Origin of the sequence: Sulfitobacter dubius (assembly GCF_900113435.1) — a bacterium.
GTDB classification, from domain to species: domain Bacteria; phylum Pseudomonadota; class Alphaproteobacteria; order Rhodobacterales; family Rhodobacteraceae; genus Sulfitobacter; species Sulfitobacter dubius.
In genome coordinates, this window is sequence record NZ_FOPG01000004.1 from 225,161 (window position 1) to 246,283 (window position 21,123).

The window sequence follows — 21,123 nt, forward strand, 5'->3', positions numbered from 1 at the left end:
AACCGAGAGGGACATAACTGTGCGCGGCGATTTGAGTTTGGCACAGGCGGGCCAAGGGCGTCCGACTGATGCGGCAAGCAGCCAAAGCCTTTTCAACGACAGCACCACATGGCGCGTCGCGCGGGCTGACCGTTTTGGTCTCATCGTGGATGCGGCGGATTACTTCCGGGTTTTGCGTGAGATTTTCTTTGGGGCGCGGCAGCAGTTGATGTTGATCGGCTGGGATTTTGATTTTGAGCTTGAGATGCTGCCGGGCGAAAGCGACGAAAACGGCAATGCGCCGGATGGCTTTCCCAATCAACTTGGGGCCTTTGTCGAAGCGGTGGTTGAGCATACGCCGGAACTGAATGTCTATCTGCTGAAATGGAATGGGGCGGTGTTGGCCGCGCCGGGGCGTCTGGTACCGTCGCTTGCGCTGAGCCTATTCGGGGGTGATCGGATTCATTTCGCGTTGGACGGACACCACCCCTTTGGCGCCTGCCACCATCAAAAGATCGTCGTGGCCGATGATGCGCTGGCCTTTTGCGGCGGGATCGACGCGACCGAAGATCGCTGGGATACGCCTGAGCACCTGCCGAACGATCCGCGCCGAATTCGTAAAGATGGCACACCATCCGACCCATGGCATGACGCAACTTCGGCCATGTCTGGCCCTGCCGCCGCGGCGTTCGGTGAACTCTCTCGTCGTCGATGGCTGCGGGCCACGGGGGATGAGATTGAACAGCCCAGCGATATGTCGCAGTCAGAATGGCCCGACCGCCTGCCCGTTGATGCCGAAGGCATTGATGTGGGGATCGCACGGACCGAGCCGCCATTCGATGACGCCCCCTTGGTCAACGAGATTGAGCAACTCTACCTCTCAGGAATCAAGTCTGCGCGCGAATATATCTATATTGAATCTCAGTATCTGGCCGCAGAAACGGTTTGCGAGGCGTTGAAGGCCCGGTTGGCTGAAAAGGACGGCCCGGAGATTGTTATCATCAACCCGCGCGATGCGGAATCGCAGTTGGAAGATGACGCCATGCATGTCCTGCGGGAACGGTTGGTCGAAGAGCTTAAGCGCGCCGACCATCAAAACCGTTTCCGCATTTGTTTCCCTGTCACCGAAGCAGGGGAGCCGATCTATGTACATGCGAAGATTATGATTATCGACGACCACCTTTTGCGATTGGGGTCGAGCAACCTCAATAACCGCTCAATGGGGTTTGACACGGAATGCGATGTCGCGATTGAGCAGCCCGCGCAGGTGATCGAAGGGTTTAGGAACCGCCTGATCGGTGAACATCTGGGCCAAACGCCAGAGCGCGTGGCCGAGGTAATGGCCCGAACTGGATCAATGATCGGAATGATTGAGACTCTCAACGGCAAGAAAGGCCGAGGGCTTCGCGCCGTCTTTCGAGACACAGAGACAGTGATGGGAGGCTTTCTTGCCAATACCCGCCTGCTCGACCCGCGCTATCATCCCGGAGAGGATACCTCGACCGGGCGCGGTATCCGCCCGCGCCATTTGGCGTTGATTGCGGGCGGCTTGGGTGTTGCTTGGATGGCATGGCGCAAATGGGGGCGCCGGGATTAGCATCGCCCCTTCAAGTCAAAGTTTTGATTGCACTGTAAGCGGTTTTTCAAAGCCTGTTCCGGTTAAGGCGGGCTGTCGTTCCGCTGCTGTCGGTGGGGCAGACAGCACCCGCCGTGATGCTTCGGCAATCCACGCGATGCCCAAAAGCGCGCCTGTTCCGAGTACGGGTAGAACCCAAACCATCCACACGGCTTCCGGTTTGGCGAGCATCAAAGTCTGACAAAACAGTGCCAGAACGGTCCCACTTGCAAAGATAAGAAGCCCATGCTGCCCAATCAGGCGGAAGGGGCTGGCCATCCGATGCGCTGCCATGCGGGTCACTGTGGGAAGTTGCGACAAGAAATACCCCAAAGCCAGAATATGAATGAACCGAGGGGCCGAGAGATAGGTTTTGTCATGCGACGTTAAGTTGAAAGGCACGCCAGCCTCTCGCAAATGATGCATCTGAAGGTTCAAGAACTGACCCAATCCTGGCACGTATTTCCATGCAAGTATCCCCAGCAGCACTGTGACTGACAGCCAGAACAGCGCCCTGGACTGGGGAAAGAACCGATAGCCTTGGCGTTGGCTGAGCCCCACGAGCAGCCCGCAGATAAAAATCGCCTGCCATGCGAAGGGATTGAAAAACCAGCCGCCCGGATTGGGATAGTTTGGAAGGTTCAGGCGGTAAATTCCGGTCACGAGCCATAGGGTAAGCGACAGGGCCAACAGCAGCCGGGGCCGACGTAGCCCAAGCATGATCGCCGCCGGGGCGCAAACGAGCAGAACCGAATAGGCGGGCAAAATGTTCACATAGCCGAACTGATGCGTCAAAAGCGGGATGCCGATCAGAGCTTGGGTCGGGTTTTGAAATACCTGTCGCATGTTGATCTTGGTCAGGAACTCAGCCTGCGTGGTGATCTGAAACGCTGCCGCAAAGATGCCCAATGCCACGGCAGAAAGCGCGATCTGCACGACGTAGAGCGACCACGCGCGTTTCCACAACGGCGCAATTGCACGCCAAAGACCATGGCTCATGCGGTCTTTTTCGATAAACCTAGGCGTATAGGCCAGACCTGCGGCGATACCGGACATGAGGAAAAACGCCTCTGCAGCATCGGCAAAGCCAAGGTTGCGGATGGTCAAATACTCATAGGGGTTCCCTGGCACGTGATTGATAAAAATCATTACCAGCGCGATGCCGCGAAACACATCAATGCGCGGATCGCGGGGGGCTTTGCCCACGCGCACGGTCCCGACGGCCGCGGCCGCAGGGGGTAGGCCGGGATTATGCTGTTGCATGTGTCAGGTCCGGCGAAGTGGCTTTGGGCATCAAGTGTTCATCATTCCATGTCAGGCGCCAGACATCGCAGATGCTATCGTACTCTGTCACAACATCTAGGGGGGCCGCATCTTCAGGCACAGCGAACAGGACACGGTTCAGCGGAAGGGAGGTCCAGGCGATGAGAAAGGGGGCAAACAGCATCGGGACAGCCACTGGCAGCAGCCAGATTGTCAGGTCAGGTGCCAGCCACTGCACCGCAGCGATGATCGCCGCACCGACCAAAACGATCCAATACCCAGCCGCCCAACCGTCACATAGGCTGAGTTGCCCTTCGTTGCGCTGATTGGCAGGCCAGCCGCCGTCTTGCCCCGATAGAACCTGCACCACGGCACGGCTATGATAAAGCAGCATCAACGGGGCTAAAAGCGTGGTCAGAATGATCTCGGTCAGCACGGAAAGCGCCATGCGCAGGCTGCGGCCAAAATCTCGTGCGCGATCAAGCAAGATGGCATGCAGAAGGATCAGCATTTTTGGCACCACCAGCAGGCCCAGAACGCCCAAGGCCAGCAACGTGATTTCGCGTGTGCTGGTGTCAGGGAATACGGGGAAGAGTTGGTACGGCCCGGGGAAATACTCCGGCGGCGGCGCGTAAAGCGTGCTGATGGCCGAGGTGACCAAAAACGCCGCCCAGAGGAGAGAGACAACATAGGCGGTCACATTCTGGAGGAACACAAACCGGCTCCAACCCGCAAGTCCGGGGGCAAAGATCAACCGGGAATGTTGCAGGTTACCTTGGCACCAGCGACGCTCTCTTCTGGCGAAAGAAAGCACGTTTTCCGGACCTTCCTCGAATGAGCCGCCTAAGGTTTCATCAACCTCAACCTTCCAGCCTGCACGGGCGAGAAGCGCGGCCTCTACATAGTCATGACTTAGGATATGGCCGCCCAATGGGGGCGGGCCGGAAAGCTCAGGGAGGGCGCAACTTTCCGCGAAAGCCTGTACCCGAATAATTGCGTTATGGCCCCAGAACGGCCCCGTCGGCCCCTGCATGCGCGCGAGGCCACGGGTGAAGATCGGGCCATGAAACCATGAGGCAAACTGCAGAGCGCGGCCAAAAAAGGACCGCGCGCCGATGATTTTGGGAAGGGTCTGTAACAAGCCAAGCTGCGGATCGGACTGCATACGGGCAATCATCGCCCGGACTGTGTCGCCCTCCATCAGACTGTCTGCATCAAGGATCACGGCAAGTTCATAGGCCCCGCCCGAAGTGCGGATGAACTCTTCGATATTGCCAGCCTTGCGGCCCGAATTGTCGCGCCGCCTGCGGTAGAAAATGCGCCCCGCACCATCCGTTTCCCGCAGCAATCGGGCAAAGGCGAATTGTTCTTTACCCGCAAGCCCATCATCGCGGGTGTCGGACAGAACGACAAAATCTGCGGTCACATCGGCCCGTGCGACAGACCGGTCTATGGCTGCGATGCGTGCGAATGTGGTCAGCGGGTCTTCGTTACAGATCGGCACGGCGATCACGGTGCGGGGCTGCGGCGCATGAAGGTCGGGGCGAAGGGCGGTTGTTCTACCCCCGAACAAGCCGATCAACGCAAGCGACGCGCCCCATGCCAGCCAAGCTGTGGTGACGAAAACAAGTACGGCGCGGATGCCATCCCAACCGCTGAAACCATCCCGTGCAGCCGCTTCTGCCAATAGCATCGAAGCCAAGGCAGCACAGCCAAGCGAAATGGTCACGGCAAGCGCCCGCGCGAAGCGGGTGGGGGTATCCGCCGCCAATTGCCGTTGCTGGAGTGTCATTGAGCTTAGGCCTTGCGGCGCAGCAACAAGGCCCGCGTCAGTTCAGCGATCCCAAGCCGTTGGGCGCGCCGTTCCAATGTTTGACGAGGCATGACAAGGGGGGCGACCGGGGGCATCCAATCCTCCACTGTCGTTGTCATTGCCGAATAGGGGGGCTCCCCATCGTTAGTGCTCATGCGTTGATCCATTGGTACACCCATGTCTCTGTAAGATTTCGGTCATATCCCGATAGAACTGCCTTAATCTCGACGATGGCGTCGGCCTCGGCGCGCAATTCCAGCACCAACCGCCATTCATTTCTGCCATCTACACGGCTTAGGATTGCCTCTACTATTTCCCCATTCTGCGCGCTGACAACAGGCTCCAGCTCTGCGTCGCTTGGCATATCGCTCAGTTGGCCGCCGGCAAAATCAATAACGAATTTGCGCGTTTCGGTATCTGCTTCAACACCTGCTACCCCTCCGTGGCCAGAGCGTAGCCGCACAACACGGCCAAGGGTCTGAGATGTCGCACCCGGTGGGTTCATCCCCCAGTGCATACGGTAACTATAACCCAATTCGTCCCCGGCAAGGGTATCGGCCTCAGGAATCCAATAAGCGACGATATTATCGTTGCCTTCCAAATCCGAAGGGATCTCAACCAAACGCACCATGCCTTTGCCCCAATCGCCCATCGGCTCGATCATCAACGAGGGGCGGCGCTCGTAATGGGCCTGCGCATCAAGGTAATGCTCAAAATCTCGGTTGCGTTGGGCCAACCCGAAGGAGCGCGGGTTTTCGGCCCCGAAATACGAGCTTGCAAGCCGTGGTGGATTGTTCAGCGGCCGACAGAGGGTCGTGTCTTTGCCGACGTTCAGCACCAAGACTTCGCTGTCATGTACCGAGGGGCGAAAATCGTCGAAATCACCCTTGTCCGCACCGTTGTGTAGGAACATCGACGTAAGCGGCGCAATGCCAAGCTGTTTGACATCCTTACGCAGGAAAAGGCGCATTGTGACTTCAACGACCGTCGTCTCACCCGGTGTGACGGCAAACTGATACGCGCCGGTAACCGAGGGGCTATCGAGGGCAGCATAGATCATGACCGTAGTGTCGCCCGGTTCAGGTCGGCGCAGCCATACCTCGCTGAACCGGGGGAATTCCTCCCCTTCTGACAGTCCGGTGTTAACGGCAAGGCCGCGGGCGCTCAGCCCATAAAGGGTGTCTTTGCCAAGAGCGCGGAAATAGCTGGCCCCTTGAAAAACGATTAGCTCGTCGAAAACATCGGCGCGGTTCAGCGGTGTATGCAGCCGAAAACCAGCCACTCCCGGCATCTCGGCATTGGGCGGAACCGATTGGGCGAGGTCGTCATTGTCATATTCAAAATCGGCTGTGGTAAAGCCCATCGGCGCCACCGCGTCGCCATCGACTTCGTTGATCTTGACCGCTTCTTTGAAGAGCCAGCCGGGGTGGAAGGCATGCAACCTAAAGGTAACACCCTTTTCCTGCCAGCGTGCCTGTTCTGGACGGAAACGGATCCGTTGGTAGGCGTCGTAATCAAGGTCCGCGAGGAAACCCTCAACAGGTTCAGGGGCGACGTAGGCCGATTGGGCCAACTGCCGCATCTCGTTGACAAGATTATCGAAACTGAAGGACGCTTCGGCTACCTCTTGCGCCTGACTGCGCAAAGGTAAAAGGGCCGCAGCAAAGGACGCAGCCGAGAGCGTCAGAAACTGACGCCGCTCCAAGCCATCGTTTTTCGTTCCTTCAATTCGTTTAGTGCTAGAAACCGACAATGTATTACTCCGAGAGACACGTTAAGAGTGTGCAATTTTTTCCCTATCTAATGCTTTCGGCACCGCTGAAAACTTGAATCTACAATTTTCAGCGAATTGCCGCACGGCAGCGCGGGAAACCGCCGATTGGCTTCGCGTTCTTCGGACATTGCTCAAAATTTCGTCTTGATTTCCGCAGGATCGCCGCTCTTTTGTGACATTGCGCCACGTCTTGGCTGCCTTGAGTCCGGACAACCGCCTTACCAAGCATAGGTTTACCGGAACGCCGGCCCATGCGCCCAAACCGTCATCGAATAGCGCGTGCCACTTGTGACCGGCGTGACCTGATGCAGCGTGAAACTGGGGAAAATGCTCACGCAGCCCTGCGTCCGATTGGCCGTGAGGGTATGAGCGCCCGGCATGACCTCCAAGTCACCACCCTCATAGCTGTCGGCATCGCTGAGCTGTAGGACAAGTGTCAGCTTGCGCTTTCCGGCGGCCGCGCCGCTGCCGATGTCGGAATGCCAGACGAAATGCCCGCTATCGGATGCCTTGTAGATTGCAACCTGAGGGCTTTCGGCGAACTCGGTCAGGTCGAATTCAAAATGCGCGCGGTTGGCTGTGCGCACCAGATCAATCAGCCGCTCCATCACCCATTCCGTGCCCTCTACTTCATCGGTCCAGACAAGTTGGGATTTGCGCAGATTGTGGTCTCTGTTCCGGCCCACCAACAGGGCTTCATCTGTCGGTACGTCCGAAATCCTTCTGATGATGGCATCGCATTCGCTTTGGCTGAATGCAGCCGGCATCGTGTGTAGTGCAAGCATTCCTTCGGTCCTTTGGAATGAGAAGAGCCTTGTTCGAAAGTGCGCGCCCATGGCGGCGAATCTCTCTGAGCGCGGAAGGCTCGGTGAAGTGCCATAGCATGAATTTCAGATCGGAACGCTAGTGCTTATTTACGGGTCCCTCACTCTTTCACTTCTTCTCATCTGATCGGCCCACCGCCTGCGCGGTGAGCCGCTTTTTTCAAACCGCGTCCAGCCCTTGCACCAAGAGTTGATCGAGAAGCTTCTTCTCAGAAGCTGTCAGGGGAATGCCTTCTGCCAGCGTTTCGGCGCGGGCTTTGAAACGGCGTTGCGAAGGCAGTCGTGCCCCCTGGCCGAGGATTGCCTCAAACAGCTGTTCGGCGCGGGCCATTGGATCACCCGGACGCCCGGCGGCGAAGCGGGCCGGGTCAAAAGCGATAATCAGCTCCCCATGGGCCGGGGCAAGGCTAAGCGACCCTAGAGCATCGCGCGCTTCCGGGCTGGTCAGATCACCGATCATAACCCCGGCGAGCAGTTCGATCATCGTGGAGATGGCCGAGCCTTTATGCCCGCCGAAGGGCAGCATGGCACCGGCGAGGGCGGCCTCCGGGTCGGTCGTCGGGCTGCCGTCGGGCGCAATGGCCCAGCCTTCGGGCAGGGGGGTGCCCGCGCGGCGGTGCAATTCAATCTCACCCCGCGCGGCGACGCTGGTGGCAAAGTCAAAGACGTAAGGGTCGCCCCCCGCGCGGGGCCAGCCAAAGGCGAAAGGGTTGGTCCCCATCAGCGGATCGGTTCCGCCCGAAGGGGCGACGCTGGCATAGCTGGGGCACATGGCCATGGCAACGAGGCCCATATCCGTCAGCGCCTCGATCTCGGGCCAAAGGGCGGCGAAATGGGTGCAGTCGTTGATCACCATCGCGGCGATCCCGGTGGCGCGACAGCGTTCGGCCAGCACCGGGGCGCCTGCGTCAAACGCAGCGTTGGAGAATCCGCCGCCCGCGTTCACGCGTACGATGGCGCTTTCGTCGTGGCTCACCTGCGGCACGGCGTCGGGTGTAACTTTGCCTGCTTTGATCGTGCGCAGACAGCCTTCGATCCGATAGATGCCATGGGATTTGCAAGCGTCGCCTTCGCCCGCCACGATCACCCGCGCCAAAGCTGACGCGTTGAGCGGGGATAAGCTCGCACCTTCGAAAATCCGAATGACGATTTCATTCAGTTCGTCGTGGGACAGGGTTGTATCGGTCATCTGGATCCTCGCAGGGCTTGGGTTGCAATCATGCATACATCATGTATGCAGTAGCGAAAAGACGCAAGCTGACACCGGGCCGCGGCCCGCATGAAAGGATAAGACGATGGCCTCTACCCCCCATGGCAAACACCTGATCGCTGGCGAGTGGATCGCGACCGACGCGCGTTTTAGCTCCAGCCCCGCGCACGGAAGCGCACATGAATTCTCGGTCGGCACGGTGGAACTGGTCGACCAAGCCTGCCAAGCCGCCGAAGCTGCGTTCTGGGACTATGGATATTCCAGCCGGGCGACCCGCGCGAAATTTCTGAACGCCATCGCCGATGAGATTGACGCACGCGGGGCTGAGATCACCGAGATCGGCAGCCAAGAAAGCGGCCTGCCCGAAGCGCGCCTTGAAGGGGAGCGGGGCCGGACGGTTGGCCAGTTGCGCCTCTTCGCCTCGCATATTGAAAAGGGTGAGTATCTCGACCGCCGGTTTGACGCGGCGATTCCGGAACGCCAGCCCGCCCCGCGCCCCGCGATCACCATGGTGCAACGCCCGATCGGCCCTGTCGCCGTCTTTGGCGCGTCGAACTTTCCGCTGGCATTCTCGGTTGCGGGTGGTGACACGGCGGCGGCGCTGGCGGCTGGCTGCCCGGTCGTAGTCAAAGGGCATTCCGCCCATCCCGGCACGGGTGAGATTGTTGCCGAAGCGATCCATGCAGCAATCGAAAGCTGTGGCATGCCGCGCGGGGTCTTCTCGCTGATCCAAGGCGGTGACCGCGCGGTTGGTCAGGCCGTCGTGCAGCATCCGCTGATCAAAGCCGTGGGCTTTACCGGTTCTCTCGCCGGGGGGCGGGCGCTGTTTGATCTTTGCGCCGCACGGCCAGAGCCGATCCCCTTCTTTGGGGAGTTGGGCTCGGTCAACCCGATGTTCATGCTGCCCGCCGCAATGGACGCACGGGCTGAGGAGCTGGGCAAAGGCTGGGCGGCATCGCTGACCATGGGCGCGGGCCAGTTCTGCACCAATCCCGGCATCGCCGTGGTGATCGACGGGGCAGGGGCAGACGCCTTCGTGCAAAGTGCCGCCACCGCACTGCAAGACGTGGCCGAACAGGTCATGCTGACCGACGGTATCGCCGAAGCCTTCTGTGCAGGTCGGGACAAGTTCAAATCCGCGCCAAGCCTGCGCCAAGTGCATATGGCCGACAGCACAGGCCGCAACGCCGCCCCAGCCCTGTTCGAGACCACGGGCGCAGAGTTCAAAGCCAACCCGGCGCTGCATGAAGAGGTATTTGGTCCTCTGGGCTTGGTGGTGCGAGTCTCTTCGCTGGAAGAGATGCGCGCACTGGCGGTTGAGCTGGACGGGCAGTTGACCATCACCCTGCATATGGATGACGCGGATGTTAAGTCCGCGCGGGTCTTGATGCCGGTGCTGGAACGCAAAGCCGGGCGTCTGTTGGCAAACGGCTTCCCCACCGGCGTCGAGGTGGTGGACTCCATGGTGCACGGCGGGCCATATCCGGCCAGCACCAACTTTGGCGCGACCAGCGTAGGTACCCTTTCGATCCGGCGTTTCCTGCGGCCTGTTTCCTATCAGAACCTGCCGGAGGCGCTTCTGCCCGAAGACGCGGCGGAGTGACACCAGACCGAGAAAGCCGGGCCGCGTGTCTGGCTTTCTCATTTCAGCCTGAAAATGGAGCGGCTGCGGCTCTATCCCATCCCCAAACAACGACGATAGCGTCTCAATAGTTCAAAAATATGTCGACACACCGGTAAAAATTAAAAATACATATTGTATTTTTAATGAGGACATAGTTCCTTCATACCACCCCGTACCCCGCCCAGAGAGAGTCGGGGGCGACCAACCCAAGAGGGAGATATCTATGAAATTCACGCAACTCGCCGGGAGCCTCGTGGCTGCGACCGTGATCGGCACCGCCGCTCAGGCCGACAAACTGGACGACATCATTTCTTCGGGCACGCTGCGCTGCGCCGTGGTGCTGGACTTCCCGCCCATGGGCTCGCGCGATGACACCAACACCCCCGTCGGCTTCGACGTGGACTATTGCAACGATCTGGCCGCCGCACTGGGCGTCGAAGCCGAGATCGTGGAGACGCCCTTCCCTGACCGTATCCCCGCCCTCGTCTCGGGCCGCGCGGATGTGGGCGTTGCCTCCACCTCCGACACGCTGGAGCGGGCGAAGACGGTTGGCTTCTCGGTCCCCTACTTCGCCTTTACCAACGTTGTGCTGACGCGCGAAGACGCAGGCGTTGACAGCTTTGAAAGCCTCAAGGGCAAAACCGTCGGCTCCGTCGCGGGCACGTTTGAGGCCATCGCGCTGGAAGAGCAGGTCGACGCATGGGACGAGGGCAGCTTCCGCTCCTATCAGAGCCAAGCCGATGTGTTCCTGTCCCTGTCCCAAGGCCAGATCGACGCGACGGTCGTGACCTCCACCGTGGCCTCCTCCATCGTTAACGGCGGCAAATTCGAAGGTCTGACCATCGCGGGCGACGCGCCGTTCGACGTGGACTATGTCGGTCTGATCGGCCTGCGTCAGGAATACGGTCTGCTGAACTATCTCGACCTGTTCGTGAACCAGCAGGTCCGTTCGGGTCGTTATCAAGAACTCTTCGACAAATGGGTCGGCGGCGACGCGCCCGACCTGACCATCGCCAAAGCCTATCGCTGATGGATGCGGGGGCCGCAGTCTGCGGCCCCCACTGCCGATAACCGCTGATCGGAGCAAGAGATGGGCAACTACACCTTTCAATGGCGACAGGCCTTTCGCGCTTTCCCAGAGATGCTGGAAGGCGCGCTGGTTACGCTGCAGATATCGATCCTGTCGATGCTCATCGGCGTGACGATCGCCGTGCTGCTGGCCGTAGGCCGCGATGCCAAGTCGCGCTGGCTGCGGGCGCCTGCGACCGCATGGGTCGAAGTGGCGCGCAACACGCCCGCGCTGTTTCAGATTTACATGGCGCATTTCGGGCTTGGGTCTTTCGGGATTTACCTCAGCCCCTATGCCGCACTGCTGGCCGGGATCGCATTCAACAACGCGGGCTACCTGTGCGAGACGTTCCGCGGCGCGATGCGCGCCATTCCGGGTACGCAACTGCGGGCCGGGCGGTCGCTCGGCATGGGGCAGGCCAAGGCGTTTCGCCTGATTATCCTGCCGCAGATGTTCCGCATCTCCTTCCTGCCGACCACGAACCAGATGATCTGGGCGATCCTGATGACCTCTCTCGGTGTCACGGTGGGGCTGAATTCGGATCTCGCCGGGGTCACGCAAGACCTCAACGCGCGCAGCTTCCGGACCTTTGAATTCTTCGCACTGGCGGCGGTGATCTACTACGTGATCGCCAAAGCCGTGATGCTCGGCGCACGGCTTCTGGCCGCCCGCCTGTTTCGCTACTGAAGGAAGAGAATAGATGTTTGATACGGCTCTGACCTTCAACGACCTGTTGTTCATGCTCAAAGGCGCGGGCGTGACGCTTTCGGTCACCGCATTCGCGGTGGTGGGCGGCACGCTGCTGGGGGTCTTCTTCGGCGTGCTGCGCAGCCAGATCAGCCCTTGGGCGGCACTGCCATTGACCTTTGTGCTGGATATCTTCCGCTCGGTCCCGCTGCTGATCCAGTTGATCCTTGCCAATGCTTTTCAGGCCATCGCGGGCTGGGGGATTTCGCCCTTCGTGACCTCCTGCATCGTGCTGGCGCTTTATACCTCGGCCTATTGCACTGAGATCGTGCGCGGCGCGATTGAGGCGGTGCCTTCGGTCACCCGCCGTGCGGCGCGCTCGCTCGGAATGACTTGGGGCCAAGACCTCACGCAGATCGTCTTTCCCATGGCGCTGCGGGTTGGTCTGCCCAGTTGGATCGGCCTCACGCTTGGCGTGATGAAAGACAGCGCGCTGGTGATGTGGCTCGGCATCATCGAATTGCTGCGCGCCTCGCAAATTCTGGTGACACGCCTGCAAGAGCCGATGTTCATCCTGCTCGTAACGGGTGCGATCTATTTCGCGCTTAGTTTCCCCATTGCCCGGCTTGGCAGCCGCTTGGAAAAAAGGTGGCAAGAAAATGATTGAGATTGAAAACGTCCACAAATCCTTTGGTGCGCTTCAGGTGCTCAAAGGCATCGACCTGACCGTGCAAAGGGGCGAGGTCGTCTCGGTGATCGGCGGCTCGGGTTCGGGCAAATCGACGCTGCTGACCTGTATCAACGGGTTGGAGCCGATCGACAAGGGCCGCATCGTGGTCGACGGCACCGAAGTCCACGCCCGCGATACTGACTTGAACAAGCTGCGCCGTAAAATCGGCATCGTGTTCCAGCAGTTCAACGCCTTCCCGCATCTGACGGTGCTGGAAAACGTGACACTTGCCCCCCGCAAGGTAAAAGGCATGGGCCGCAAGGACGCCGAAGAGATCGCGGTGCAGCAACTCTCGCATGTGGGTCTGGCTGACAAGCTCAACGTCTACCCCAGCCGCCTGTCGGGCGGCCAGCAGCAGCGGATGGCGATTGCGCGTGCATTGGCCATGTCGCCCGATTACATTCTCTTTGACGAGGTGACCTCGGCGCTCGACCCGCAATTGGTGGGCGAGGTGCTCGATACGCTCAAATTGCTTGCAGATGAGGGGATGACGATGATCTGTGTCACCCATGAGATGAGTTTCGCACGCGATGTGTCGGACCGGGTGGCGTTCTTTCACAAGGGCGTCATGGCCGAGATCGGCGCGCCGGATCAGATCTTTGGCGATCCGCAGCAAGAAGAAACCCGCCAATTCTTGTCGAGCGTCCGGTAATGAACCAAACCCCGGTGACGGTCGTCGGCGCGGGCGTGGTGGGCCTGTCCATCGCGCTGGCGCTTCAAGCGCGCGGGCTGCCCGTGCGGGTGATCGACCGTGAAGGCCCGGCAGCGGGCGCCTCAGCGGGCAATGCGGGCGCTTTTGCCTTTACCGAGATCCTGCCGCTCGCCTCGCCCCGGATGATCCGGCAGGCGCCGAAATGGTTGCTTGATCCGCTGGGGCCGCTTTCCGTGCCACCGCGCTACGCCGGGCGGATCGCCCCGTGGATGTGGCGGTTTTGGAAAGCGAGTTGGCCCGCGCAGGTGCGGGCTTCGACCGTGGCGCAAACGGCGCTGATGAAGCTGTCGCAGGCCGCTCTTGATCCGCATCTGGAGTTAAGCGGTCTGGCCCATATGATGCGGCATGATGGGCAGTTGCAGGTCTATGAAAGCGAGGCCGAGTTTCGCGCGTCACTCCCCGGTTGGCAGGCCCGCGAAGAGGCGGGGATCGCCTTCACGCATCTCAAGGGCGATGAGATTGCAGCCTATCAACCCGGTCTTGCGCCCGGCTTCACCCATGCGACCTTCACGCCTGAATGGCAGTCGATCTCGGACCCGCGCGACTATGTGCTGGCAATGGCCGAACGCTTCCGCGCATGGGGCGGGGAGGACACGATCACCCGCGCCGAACGTCTGGTCGCGGGCGGGGTCGAGACCGCCGCTGGCATGATGCCGGGCCGCGTGGTGTTGGCCGCCGGTGCGCATTCGCATCATCTGGCCCGCACCGCTGGCGTGAAAATCCCGCTGGAGACCGAGCGGGGCTATAACACGACCCTGCCCGCCGGGGCCTTCGACCTGAAGCGCCAGATCACCTTCGGCGGCCATGGGTTTGTCATCAGCAAAGCCAGCAACGGCCTGCGCGTCGGCGGGGCGGTGGAACTCGGCGGGCTCGACCTGCCGCCGAACTTTGCCCGGGCCGATGCGATGCTGAAAAAGGCCAAACGTTTTCTGCCGGGGCTCGACACCTCAGGCGGCACGCAGTGGATGGGGTTCCGCCCCTCGCTGCCCGACAGCCTGCCCGCCATCGGCGCGTTGCCGAGCCGCCCGGATGTCCTCTGCGCCTTCGGCCACGGGCATCTGGGTCTTACGCAGTCGGCGGGCACCGCCGCCATCATCGCGGACCTGATGACCGGCCAAGACCCCGGCATCGACCTTGCCCCATTCTCTCCCGCGCGTTTTTAGAGGCTGACATGACGCAACACACATTTCCTTGTATCGACGGCCATACCTGCGGCAATCCTGTGCGGCTCGTTACCGGCGGCGCGCCACTGCTTAAGGGCGCGAACATGCTGGAAAAGCGCGCGCATTTTCTGGCGGAGTACGACTGGATTCGCACCGGTCTGATGTTCGAACCGCGCGGCCATGACCAGATGTCAGGCGCGATCCTTTACCCGCCGACGCGGGATGATTGCGACATCGCGGTGCTGTTCATCGAGACCTCGGGCTGTTTGCCGATGTGCGGCCACGGCACCATCGGCACCGTCACCATCGCGCTTGAAAACGGGCTCGTCACCCCCGCCACCCCCGGCCAATTGCGTCTTGAGACGCCCGCCGGGCGGGTCGACGTGACCTACCGCCAAGAGGGGCGTTTCGTCGAAGAAGTGCGGCTGACCAATGTGCCTGCTTTCCTCCATGCCGAGGGGCTGATGGCGGAGGTCGAGGGCCTGGGCGAAGTGGTGGTTGATGTGGCCTATGGCGGCAATTTCTACGCCATCGTCGAGCCGCAGAAGAATTTTCGCGACATGGCGGATTTCTCGGTTTCTGAACTGGTCGGCCTCAGCCCGAAACTCCGCGCGGCGCTGAACACGAAATATGAATTCATCCACCCCGAACACCCGGCGATCAACGGGCTGAGCCACATCCTCTGGACCGGTGCCGCCCAAGCGCCCGAGGCCCACGCCCGCAACGCGGTCTTCTACGGCGACAAGGCGATCGACCGTTCCCCCTGCGGCACCGGCACCTCGGCGCGGATGGCTCAGCTTGCGGCCAAGGGGAAGCTGAAGGTGGGCGACGACTTCGTGCATGAATCCATCATCGGGTCGATGTTCAAAGGCTGTGTCGAGGCGGCGGCGGAGGTGGCGGGAAAGCCCGCGATCATCCCCTCTATCGCAGGTTGGGCGCGGGTCACCGGCTTTAACACCCTCTTTATCGACGAGCGTGATCCCTTCGCGCATGGCTTTGTCGTCACCTGACTTGGAAAGGCTCCCCATGGCGCAAATTATCGTTCCCGCCGAGGCCAAAGGCGCGGTGCTGGCTTCCTCCGAGGGGCTGAGTTTCTGGGGTGGCGTCGATCCGGCCACAGGCAAGGTCATCGACGCGCATCACCCGCTCTGCGGTCAGTCGCTGGCGGGGAGGATCGTGTTGATGCCCACCAGCCGGGGCTCCTGCACCGGCAGTGGCGTGCTGCTGGAACTGGCGTTGAATGGTCATGCCCCCGCCGCTTTGGTCTTTCGCGAGGCCGAAGATATCCTGACCTTGGGTGCCTTGATCGCGGGGAAGATGTTCGACAAGCCACTGGCGGTGCTGCGGCTTGGCGCAAAGGACTACGACCTGCTTGCCAAGGCGCGCAACGCGCGGATCACGCCTGAGATGCTCAGCACCGACGCGTGGGATTTGCCCCTGTCCGACAGGCCCGCCCGCGATCTGCATCTTACCGCTGAGGATCAGGCAATGCTTGATGGGGCCGACGGTCCGGCAGTTCAATTGGCGATGGAGATCACCTGCACCATGGCGCGAGGGCAGGGGGCCGAGCGGCTGGTGGACGTGACGCGCGTGCATATCGATGGGTGTATCTACGCCAGCCCTGCGAACCTGCTCTTTGCCCAGACCATGGCCGATATGGGCTCAAAAGTTCGGGTGCCGACAACGATGAATGCCATCTCGGTCGACCACGGCAACTGGCGCGCACAAGGCGTGCCGCCAGATTTCGGCCTGCCCGCCAGCCGTCTGGCCGACGCCTATGTCACCATGGGCGCGCGCGCCAGTTTCACTTGCGCGCCCTATCAACTGCCCGCCCCGCCCGAGCGGGGGGAGTTCATCGCGTGGTCGGAATCCAATGCGGTGATTTATGCCAATAGCGTGCTTGGCGCACGGACGGTGAAACATCCCGATTTCCTCGACCTGTGTATCGCGCTCACAACGCGCGCGCCGCTCTCGGGGGTCTATCTGGATGAACACCGCACCCCACGCCGGGTGATCGATGTGACATTGCCCGCGCAATATGATGAGGCGATCTGGCCGATGCTCGGCTGGCTGGCGGGGCAGGCGGCACCCGACCGGATCCCGCTGCTGCGCGGGCTGGAAACCGCTGCGCCGAACGAGGATGACCTCAAAGCGCTCTGCGCCGCTTTCGGCACCACCTCTGCCGCGCCGATGCTGCATGTGGCAGGCGTCACGCCCGAAGCCGATCTGCCCCCTGTGGCCGAGGCCGATACACTGCGCATCACGCCCGAAGACCTGCGTCGTGTCTGGCGGCAATTCAACGCGGGGCCTGCGCAAGTCGATCTCGTAGCCTTCGGCAGCCCGCATTTCTCGCTCGCGGAATGCCGGGCTTTGGATGCGGCGCTGGCCGGGCGAAAACGTGACCCAGACACGGCGGCTATCGTTACCCTTGGGCATGATACGCTCGCCGCGGCGCGTGACGACGGCACCGTGGCACGGCTCGAAGCGGCAGGGGTGCAGGTCGTGCCCGACATCTGCTGGTGCTCGATTTCCGAGCCGGTCTTCCCGCCCTCGGCCAAGGTGCTGATGACCAACTCGGGCAAATACGCCCATTACGCCCCCGGTCTGTCGGGCCGGGCCGTGCGCTTTGGCAGTATCGCCGATTGTGTGGAGGCCGCCGTGACGGGGCAGGCGGGGGAGGCAGTGCCAAGATGGCTGACCGAGGAGGAAACCAAGGATGCGTAGCAGTAAGACGGTGCATGTGATCTCGGCCCATGCCGAGGGTGAGGTCGGCGATGTTATCGTCGGCGGTGTCACCCCGCCCCCCGGCGACACGATCTGGGAGCAAAGCCGCTGGATCGCGCGGGATGAGACCCTGCGCAACTTCGTTTTGAACGAGCCGCGCGGCGGGGTGTTTCGCCATGTGAACCTGCTGGTCCCGCCGAAAGACCCCCGCGCCGATGCGGCCTTCATCATTATGGAGCCGGAAGACACGCCCCCGATGTCTGGCTCCAACTCGATTTGCGTTTCCACTGTCCTGCTTGACGGAGGTATCCTGCCGATGACTGAGCCGGTGACCGAACTGACCCTCGAAGCGCCGGGAGGGCTGGTAAAGGTCCGCGCCGAATGTCGCCATGGCAAGGCAGAGCGTATCTTTGTGCAGAACCTGCCGAGCTTCGCGGCCCGTCTTGATGTTCCGCTGGAGGTCGAAGGGCTGGGCACGCTCACCGTGGATACCGCCTATGGCGGTGACAGTTTCGTCGTCGTCGATGCCGCCGCGATGGGGTTCTCGCTTGAGGCACATGAGGCCCATGATATTGCCCGTCTCGGGGTGCGGATCACCAATGCCGCCAATGCCGCGATGCGCTTTGAGCATCCCGATAACCCCGATTGGCAGCATTTCTCTTTCTGCCTTTTCGCCGGACCAGTGACCCGTGACGAGACCGGCCTGCGCGCCGGGGCGGCAGTGGCAATCCAGCCCGGCAAGGTGGATCGGTCCCCCACTGGCACAGCACTTTGCGCGCGGATGGCGCTGCTGCACGCGCGAGGGGAGATGGGGGTGGCAGACAGCCTGACCACCGTCTCGCTGATCGGCTCCACCTTTACCGGGCGGATCTTGGGCGAGACCCGCGTCGGCGATCATCCGGCCATCCTTCCCGAACTCTCAGGGAGGGGATGGATCACCGGCATCCACCAGCACATGCTGGACCCCGACGATCCGTGGCCCGGCGGATACCGCCTGTCCGACACTTGGGGCGCGCGCGGCTAAGCGCCCATCCCTTTCGCCAAGTTGAACCCCGAACCCCCGCCCAAACCCGGGCCGGGGTGGGTCGAGGCGCCAATATGGTGCAGCCCCTTGATCGGGGTGGCGTAGTTCTTCTGTTCGGCAAAAGGCCGCCAGAGGAAGAATTGATCCAAGGTACAGGCCCCGCCATAGGGGTCACCGCCCACCAGATTGACGTTCATCGCGGCCAGATCGGCAGGCGAATAGGCGCGCCGGGCAAGTTTGATTTCATCGAAGTTGTGGATGCTCTTACGCAGAATATCTTCGATCCGGTCGGCGAAGGCCTCGCGCATCGCCTCGGTCCATTCAGGGGTGCTTTCGATCTCAGCAGAAGCATCCCCCTTGATGACGCGCGGCGCGTCGGGGATTTGCAGCCAGAGCACCGCCTTCCCCTCCGGGCAGCGGCTGGGATCAAGGCGATGCGGTTGCCCGACGCAAATTGTAGGCACAGCAGGAAGCAGCCCGCGCTCAGCCTCATTACAGGCGCGCGAGACGGCGTCGATCCCGTCGTTCAGGTGGATCAAAGCGACATCCTCTAGCCCCTCGGCAACCCAATCGGGGTCACCATCCAGCGCATAGTGCAGTTGAAAGTTACCCCGCCCGTGGCGGAATTTGCGGCGATGTTCGGGGCACGGTTGATCTTTTAACAAGCTGTCGTAAAGCTGCCCCGGCGCGACGGATGCGATGACATTCTTGGCGTTGATCCTCTCGCCTGATGACGTCTCAATCCCGCGCGCCTCTCCGTTCTCGACAAGGATACGGCTGGCTTCGACGCCGGTGCGGATTTCGCCGCCGTTTGCCGCGATCAATCTCTCGAACGCCACCGCCATCTGTCCCGCGCCGCCCTTGACCACGGGCGCGCCTGCGGCCTCCAGCGCGAAGGCGATGACCCGGCTCATCTGTCCGCCATAGCTGGCCTCTGGTGTCAGTCCTACATGCAAAACCCAGGGTGCCCAAAGCGCCTGAACGTCGTCACTTTCATAGCAGGTCTCAAGCCAGGCACGGCCCGGCTCCAACGCCTCACCGAACCATGATTTAAGCGGGCCAAGCCCTTTTTTCCATGCCTGTTTTGCCAGCAGCCATGCAGACTGGCGCGACCAGAGCGGCTGCCCCAAAAGCGCAAAAAGAAAATCCGCGTCCGCCTCAATCGCGCCCACATCCGCCGCGTGTTGATCCCCGTCCCCCGCCGCGCGCGCGTTGAAGGCCGCGACATTCGTCGCGCGGTCCATCTCCAGCCGCAGGGCTTGACCATTGGGACGCAGGGCAGCGGTGGGATGCGGGCTGTGGCAGAATTCCAGCCCATGTTTGGCAAGATCTTCGCCCAAAGCACCATAAGCGGGGCCGGTTAGAAATAGAACGAAGGTCGCGGCCATAACGTCATGATGAAAGCCGGGCAGTGTGACCTCTTCGGTCATCATGCAGCCACCGATCCGGTCTTCGCGCTCGACCACTAGCACGCTGTCGCCTTTGCGGCTGAGCAGTGCCGCCGCGACCAGCGCGTTGATGCCGGATCCAATGATGATGTGATCGACATCAGTCATGCCCAATCCTTCCGCAAATGTTTCGTGACGTTCGAGATACTTGAAACAAAGCTAGACAAAAAAATATGCGTTTGCAATTATCTTGCTCAGGGAGAATTGGGAAATGACATCAAATGTTGATGCCGTCATCATCGGCGCGGGGCACAATAGCCTTGCTTGTGCCTGCCATCTGGCGGCGCGGGGCTGGCGTGTGGCGGTTTATGAGCAAGCGGGCGAACCGGGGGGTGCGGTCAAGTCAGGCGCCTATACGCAACCGGGGTTCCGGCATGACTGGGCGGCGATGAACCTGTCGCTTTTTGCGGGGTCTGCGTTCCATACGGAACACGGCGAAGAGCTTGCACGCCATGGGCTGGGCTTTGCGCCCACGGCGAACCCTTTTGCGAGCCTGTTTCCGGACGGGCGTTGGCTGGGCATTTCAAATGACCGCGCGCTAAACCGGGCGCGGATTGCCGGTTTCAGCGCGGCGGATGCCGAGGCGTGGGACCGGCTAAGCGATGATTTTCCTGCTGAGGCTGAGACGATCTTTTCCCTGCTTGGCAGCCCAATGCGGGCGGCGTCTCTCGCCAAACTCGGCTGTTCGACGCTCCGCAAACGCGGGGCGGGCGGCAGCCTTGACTTGGCGCAGTTTCTGATGATGTCGCCACGGGCTTGGTTGGATCAGACCTTTGAAGATGACCGAGTAAAGGCCACTTTCGCCGCGTGGGGGATGCATCTGGATTTCGCCCCTGACATCGGCGGTGGCGCGCTGTTTCCCTATCTCGAAGCCATGGCGGCACAGGCCTTTGGCATGGTGTTGGGCCAAGGCGGGGCCGATACGGTAACCCGCGCGATGGTACGGATGATCGAAGCGCGCGGCGGCAGCGTCACCTGCAACGCAGAGGTCACGGGCATCGAAGAGGCCGGTGGTCGGGCGACCGGGATCACACTTTCCGATGGGCGCTTTATTGGGGCCGACAAGGCAGTGATTGCCAATGTCGCGCCTTCAGCTTTGTTGCGATTGACCGGCGGCAGTGGCGACGCGCGGCATGATAAGGCGATGAAGACCTTCCAACATGCGCCTGGCACGATGATGATCCATCTGGCGATGGACGACCTACCGAACTGGCCTGCCGCCGAGTTGAACCGCTTCGCTTATGTGCATCTCGCCCCATCGATGGACCAGATGGCGCGGACCTATGCGCAGGCCAAAGCCGGGATGCTGCCGGATGAGCCGGTGATCGTCTGCGGCCAGCCCACGGTGATGGACCCCAGCCGTGCACCAGAGGGGAAACACGTGCTTTGGCTTCAGGTCCGCATGGTGCCGGGGCAGATCAAAGGCGATGCCAAGGGTGAAATCGCGGCGCGAGATTGGGAGAG

At 61.3% G+C, this 21,123-nt stretch carries 18 protein-coding genes; 11 read left to right on the top strand and 7 right to left on the bottom strand.

Annotated features, from left to right (window positions below; genetic code table 11):
• Positions 1–19: 19 nt before the first annotated feature.
• Positions 20–1,576 (top strand): phospholipase D-like domain-containing protein, encoded by a 1,557-nt coding sequence (locus tag BM229_RS16940; protein WP_093928816.1) that lies wholly within the window; start codon positions 20–22, stop codon positions 1,574–1,576.
• Between the two features lie 15 nt (positions 1,577–1,591).
• On the opposite strand, the gene BM229_RS16945 is transcribed toward BM229_RS16940, so the two are convergent.
• From BM229_RS16945 to BM229_RS16965, 6 genes are all read right to left on the bottom strand, one after another.
• Positions 1,592–2,857, bottom strand: coding sequence for an OpgC family protein (locus BM229_RS16945; RefSeq protein ID WP_093928817.1), 1,266 nt, complete (start codon positions 2,855–2,857; stop codon positions 1,592–1,594).
• Entirely contained in the window at positions 2,844–4,649 is a 1,806-nt protein-coding gene (gene mdoH / locus BM229_RS16950; RefSeq protein ID WP_093928818.1) for a glucans biosynthesis glucosyltransferase MdoH, read from the bottom strand. Before mdoH ends, BM229_RS16945 begins: the two co-directional genes overlap by 14 nt.
• A 5-nt stretch (positions 4,650–4,654) precedes the next feature.
• On the bottom strand, positions 4,655–4,789 hold the full coding sequence (locus BM229_RS18460; protein ID WP_276326654.1) for a hypothetical protein: 135 nt from the start codon (positions 4,787–4,789) through the stop codon (positions 4,655–4,657).
• A 32-nt stretch (positions 4,790–4,821) separates the two neighbouring features.
• Positions 4,822–6,423, bottom strand: a complete 1,602-nt coding sequence (locus BM229_RS16955; protein WP_244152254.1) for an OpgD/OpgG family glucan biosynthesis protein — start codon at positions 6,421–6,423, stop codon at positions 4,822–4,824.
• A gap of 254 nt (positions 6,424–6,677) precedes the next feature.
• The gene (locus BM229_RS16960) at positions 6,678–7,229 is read right to left on the bottom strand and encodes a 2OG-Fe(II) oxygenase (RefSeq protein WP_093928820.1); all 552 of its coding nucleotides are present in this window, start codon (positions 7,227–7,229) and stop codon (positions 6,678–6,680) included.
• A 199-nt stretch (positions 7,230–7,428) separates the two neighbouring features.
• Positions 7,429–8,457 (bottom strand): Ldh family oxidoreductase, encoded by a 1,029-nt coding sequence (locus tag BM229_RS16965; RefSeq protein WP_093928821.1) that lies wholly within the window; start codon positions 8,455–8,457, stop codon positions 7,429–7,431.
• A gap of 106 nt (positions 8,458–8,563) precedes the next feature.
• Here BM229_RS16965 and BM229_RS16970 point away from each other — a divergent pair, with 106 nt between their 5' ends.
• The 9 genes from BM229_RS16970 (at position 8,564) to BM229_RS17010 (ending at position 18,211) form a co-directional block, all read left to right on the top strand.
• The gene (locus BM229_RS16970) at positions 8,564–10,081 is read left to right on the top strand and encodes an aldehyde dehydrogenase (NADP(+)) (RefSeq protein WP_093928822.1); all 1,518 of its coding nucleotides are present in this window, start codon (positions 8,564–8,566) and stop codon (positions 10,079–10,081) included.
• A gap of 244 nt (positions 10,082–10,325) precedes the next feature.
• Positions 10,326–11,132 carry an ABC transporter substrate-binding protein gene (locus tag BM229_RS16975; RefSeq protein WP_093928823.1) on the top strand — a complete coding sequence of 269 codons (807 nt, stop codon included), beginning with the start codon at positions 10,326–10,328 and terminating at the stop codon, positions 11,130–11,132.
• Between the two features lie 60 nt (positions 11,133–11,192).
• Positions 11,193–11,858, top strand: a complete 666-nt coding sequence (locus BM229_RS16980; RefSeq protein WP_067937274.1) for an amino acid ABC transporter permease — start codon at positions 11,193–11,195, stop codon at positions 11,856–11,858.
• Positions 11,859–11,871: 13 nt separating this feature from the next.
• Positions 11,872–12,525, top strand: coding sequence for an amino acid ABC transporter permease (locus BM229_RS16985; protein WP_067260889.1), 654 nt, complete (start codon positions 11,872–11,874; stop codon positions 12,523–12,525).
• Positions 12,518–13,240, top strand: a complete 723-nt coding sequence (locus tag BM229_RS16990; protein ID WP_093928824.1) for an amino acid ABC transporter ATP-binding protein — start codon at positions 12,518–12,520, stop codon at positions 13,238–13,240. Before BM229_RS16985 ends, BM229_RS16990 begins: the two co-directional genes overlap by 8 nt.
• Entirely contained in the window at positions 13,240–14,463 is a 1,224-nt protein-coding gene (locus tag BM229_RS16995) for an NAD(P)/FAD-dependent oxidoreductase (RefSeq protein WP_093928825.1), read from the top strand. The genes BM229_RS16990 and BM229_RS16995 overlap by 1 nt, the downstream gene beginning before the upstream one ends.
• 8 nt (positions 14,464–14,471) lie before the next feature.
• Positions 14,472–15,473, top strand: coding sequence for a 4-hydroxyproline epimerase (locus BM229_RS17000; RefSeq protein WP_093928826.1), 1,002 nt, complete (start codon positions 14,472–14,474; stop codon positions 15,471–15,473).
• A 16-nt stretch (positions 15,474–15,489) separates the two neighbouring features.
• On the top strand, positions 15,490–17,187 hold the full coding sequence (gene lhpI, locus BM229_RS17005; RefSeq protein WP_093928827.1) for a cis-3-hydroxy-L-proline dehydratase: 1,698 nt from the start codon (positions 15,490–15,492) through the stop codon (positions 17,185–17,187).
• On the top strand, positions 17,180–18,211 hold the full coding sequence (locus BM229_RS17010) for a trans-3-hydroxy-L-proline dehydratase (RefSeq protein ID WP_093928828.1): 1,032 nt from the start codon (positions 17,180–17,182) through the stop codon (positions 18,209–18,211). Before lhpI ends, BM229_RS17010 begins: the two co-directional genes overlap by 8 nt.
• Here the strand turns inward: BM229_RS17010 and BM229_RS17015 are convergent.
• Positions 18,208–19,767, bottom strand: a complete 1,560-nt coding sequence (locus BM229_RS17015; protein ID WP_093928829.1) for a phytoene desaturase family protein — start codon at positions 19,765–19,767, stop codon at positions 18,208–18,210. The genes BM229_RS17010 and BM229_RS17015 overlap by 4 nt on opposite strands.
• A 103-nt stretch (positions 19,768–19,870) precedes the next feature.
• On the opposite strand from BM229_RS17015, the gene BM229_RS17020 reads away from it, so the two are divergent.
• Positions 19,871–21,123, top strand: a 1,253-nt coding sequence (locus BM229_RS17020; RefSeq protein WP_093928830.1) for a phytoene desaturase family protein, incomplete at its 3' end; no start/stop codon positions are given.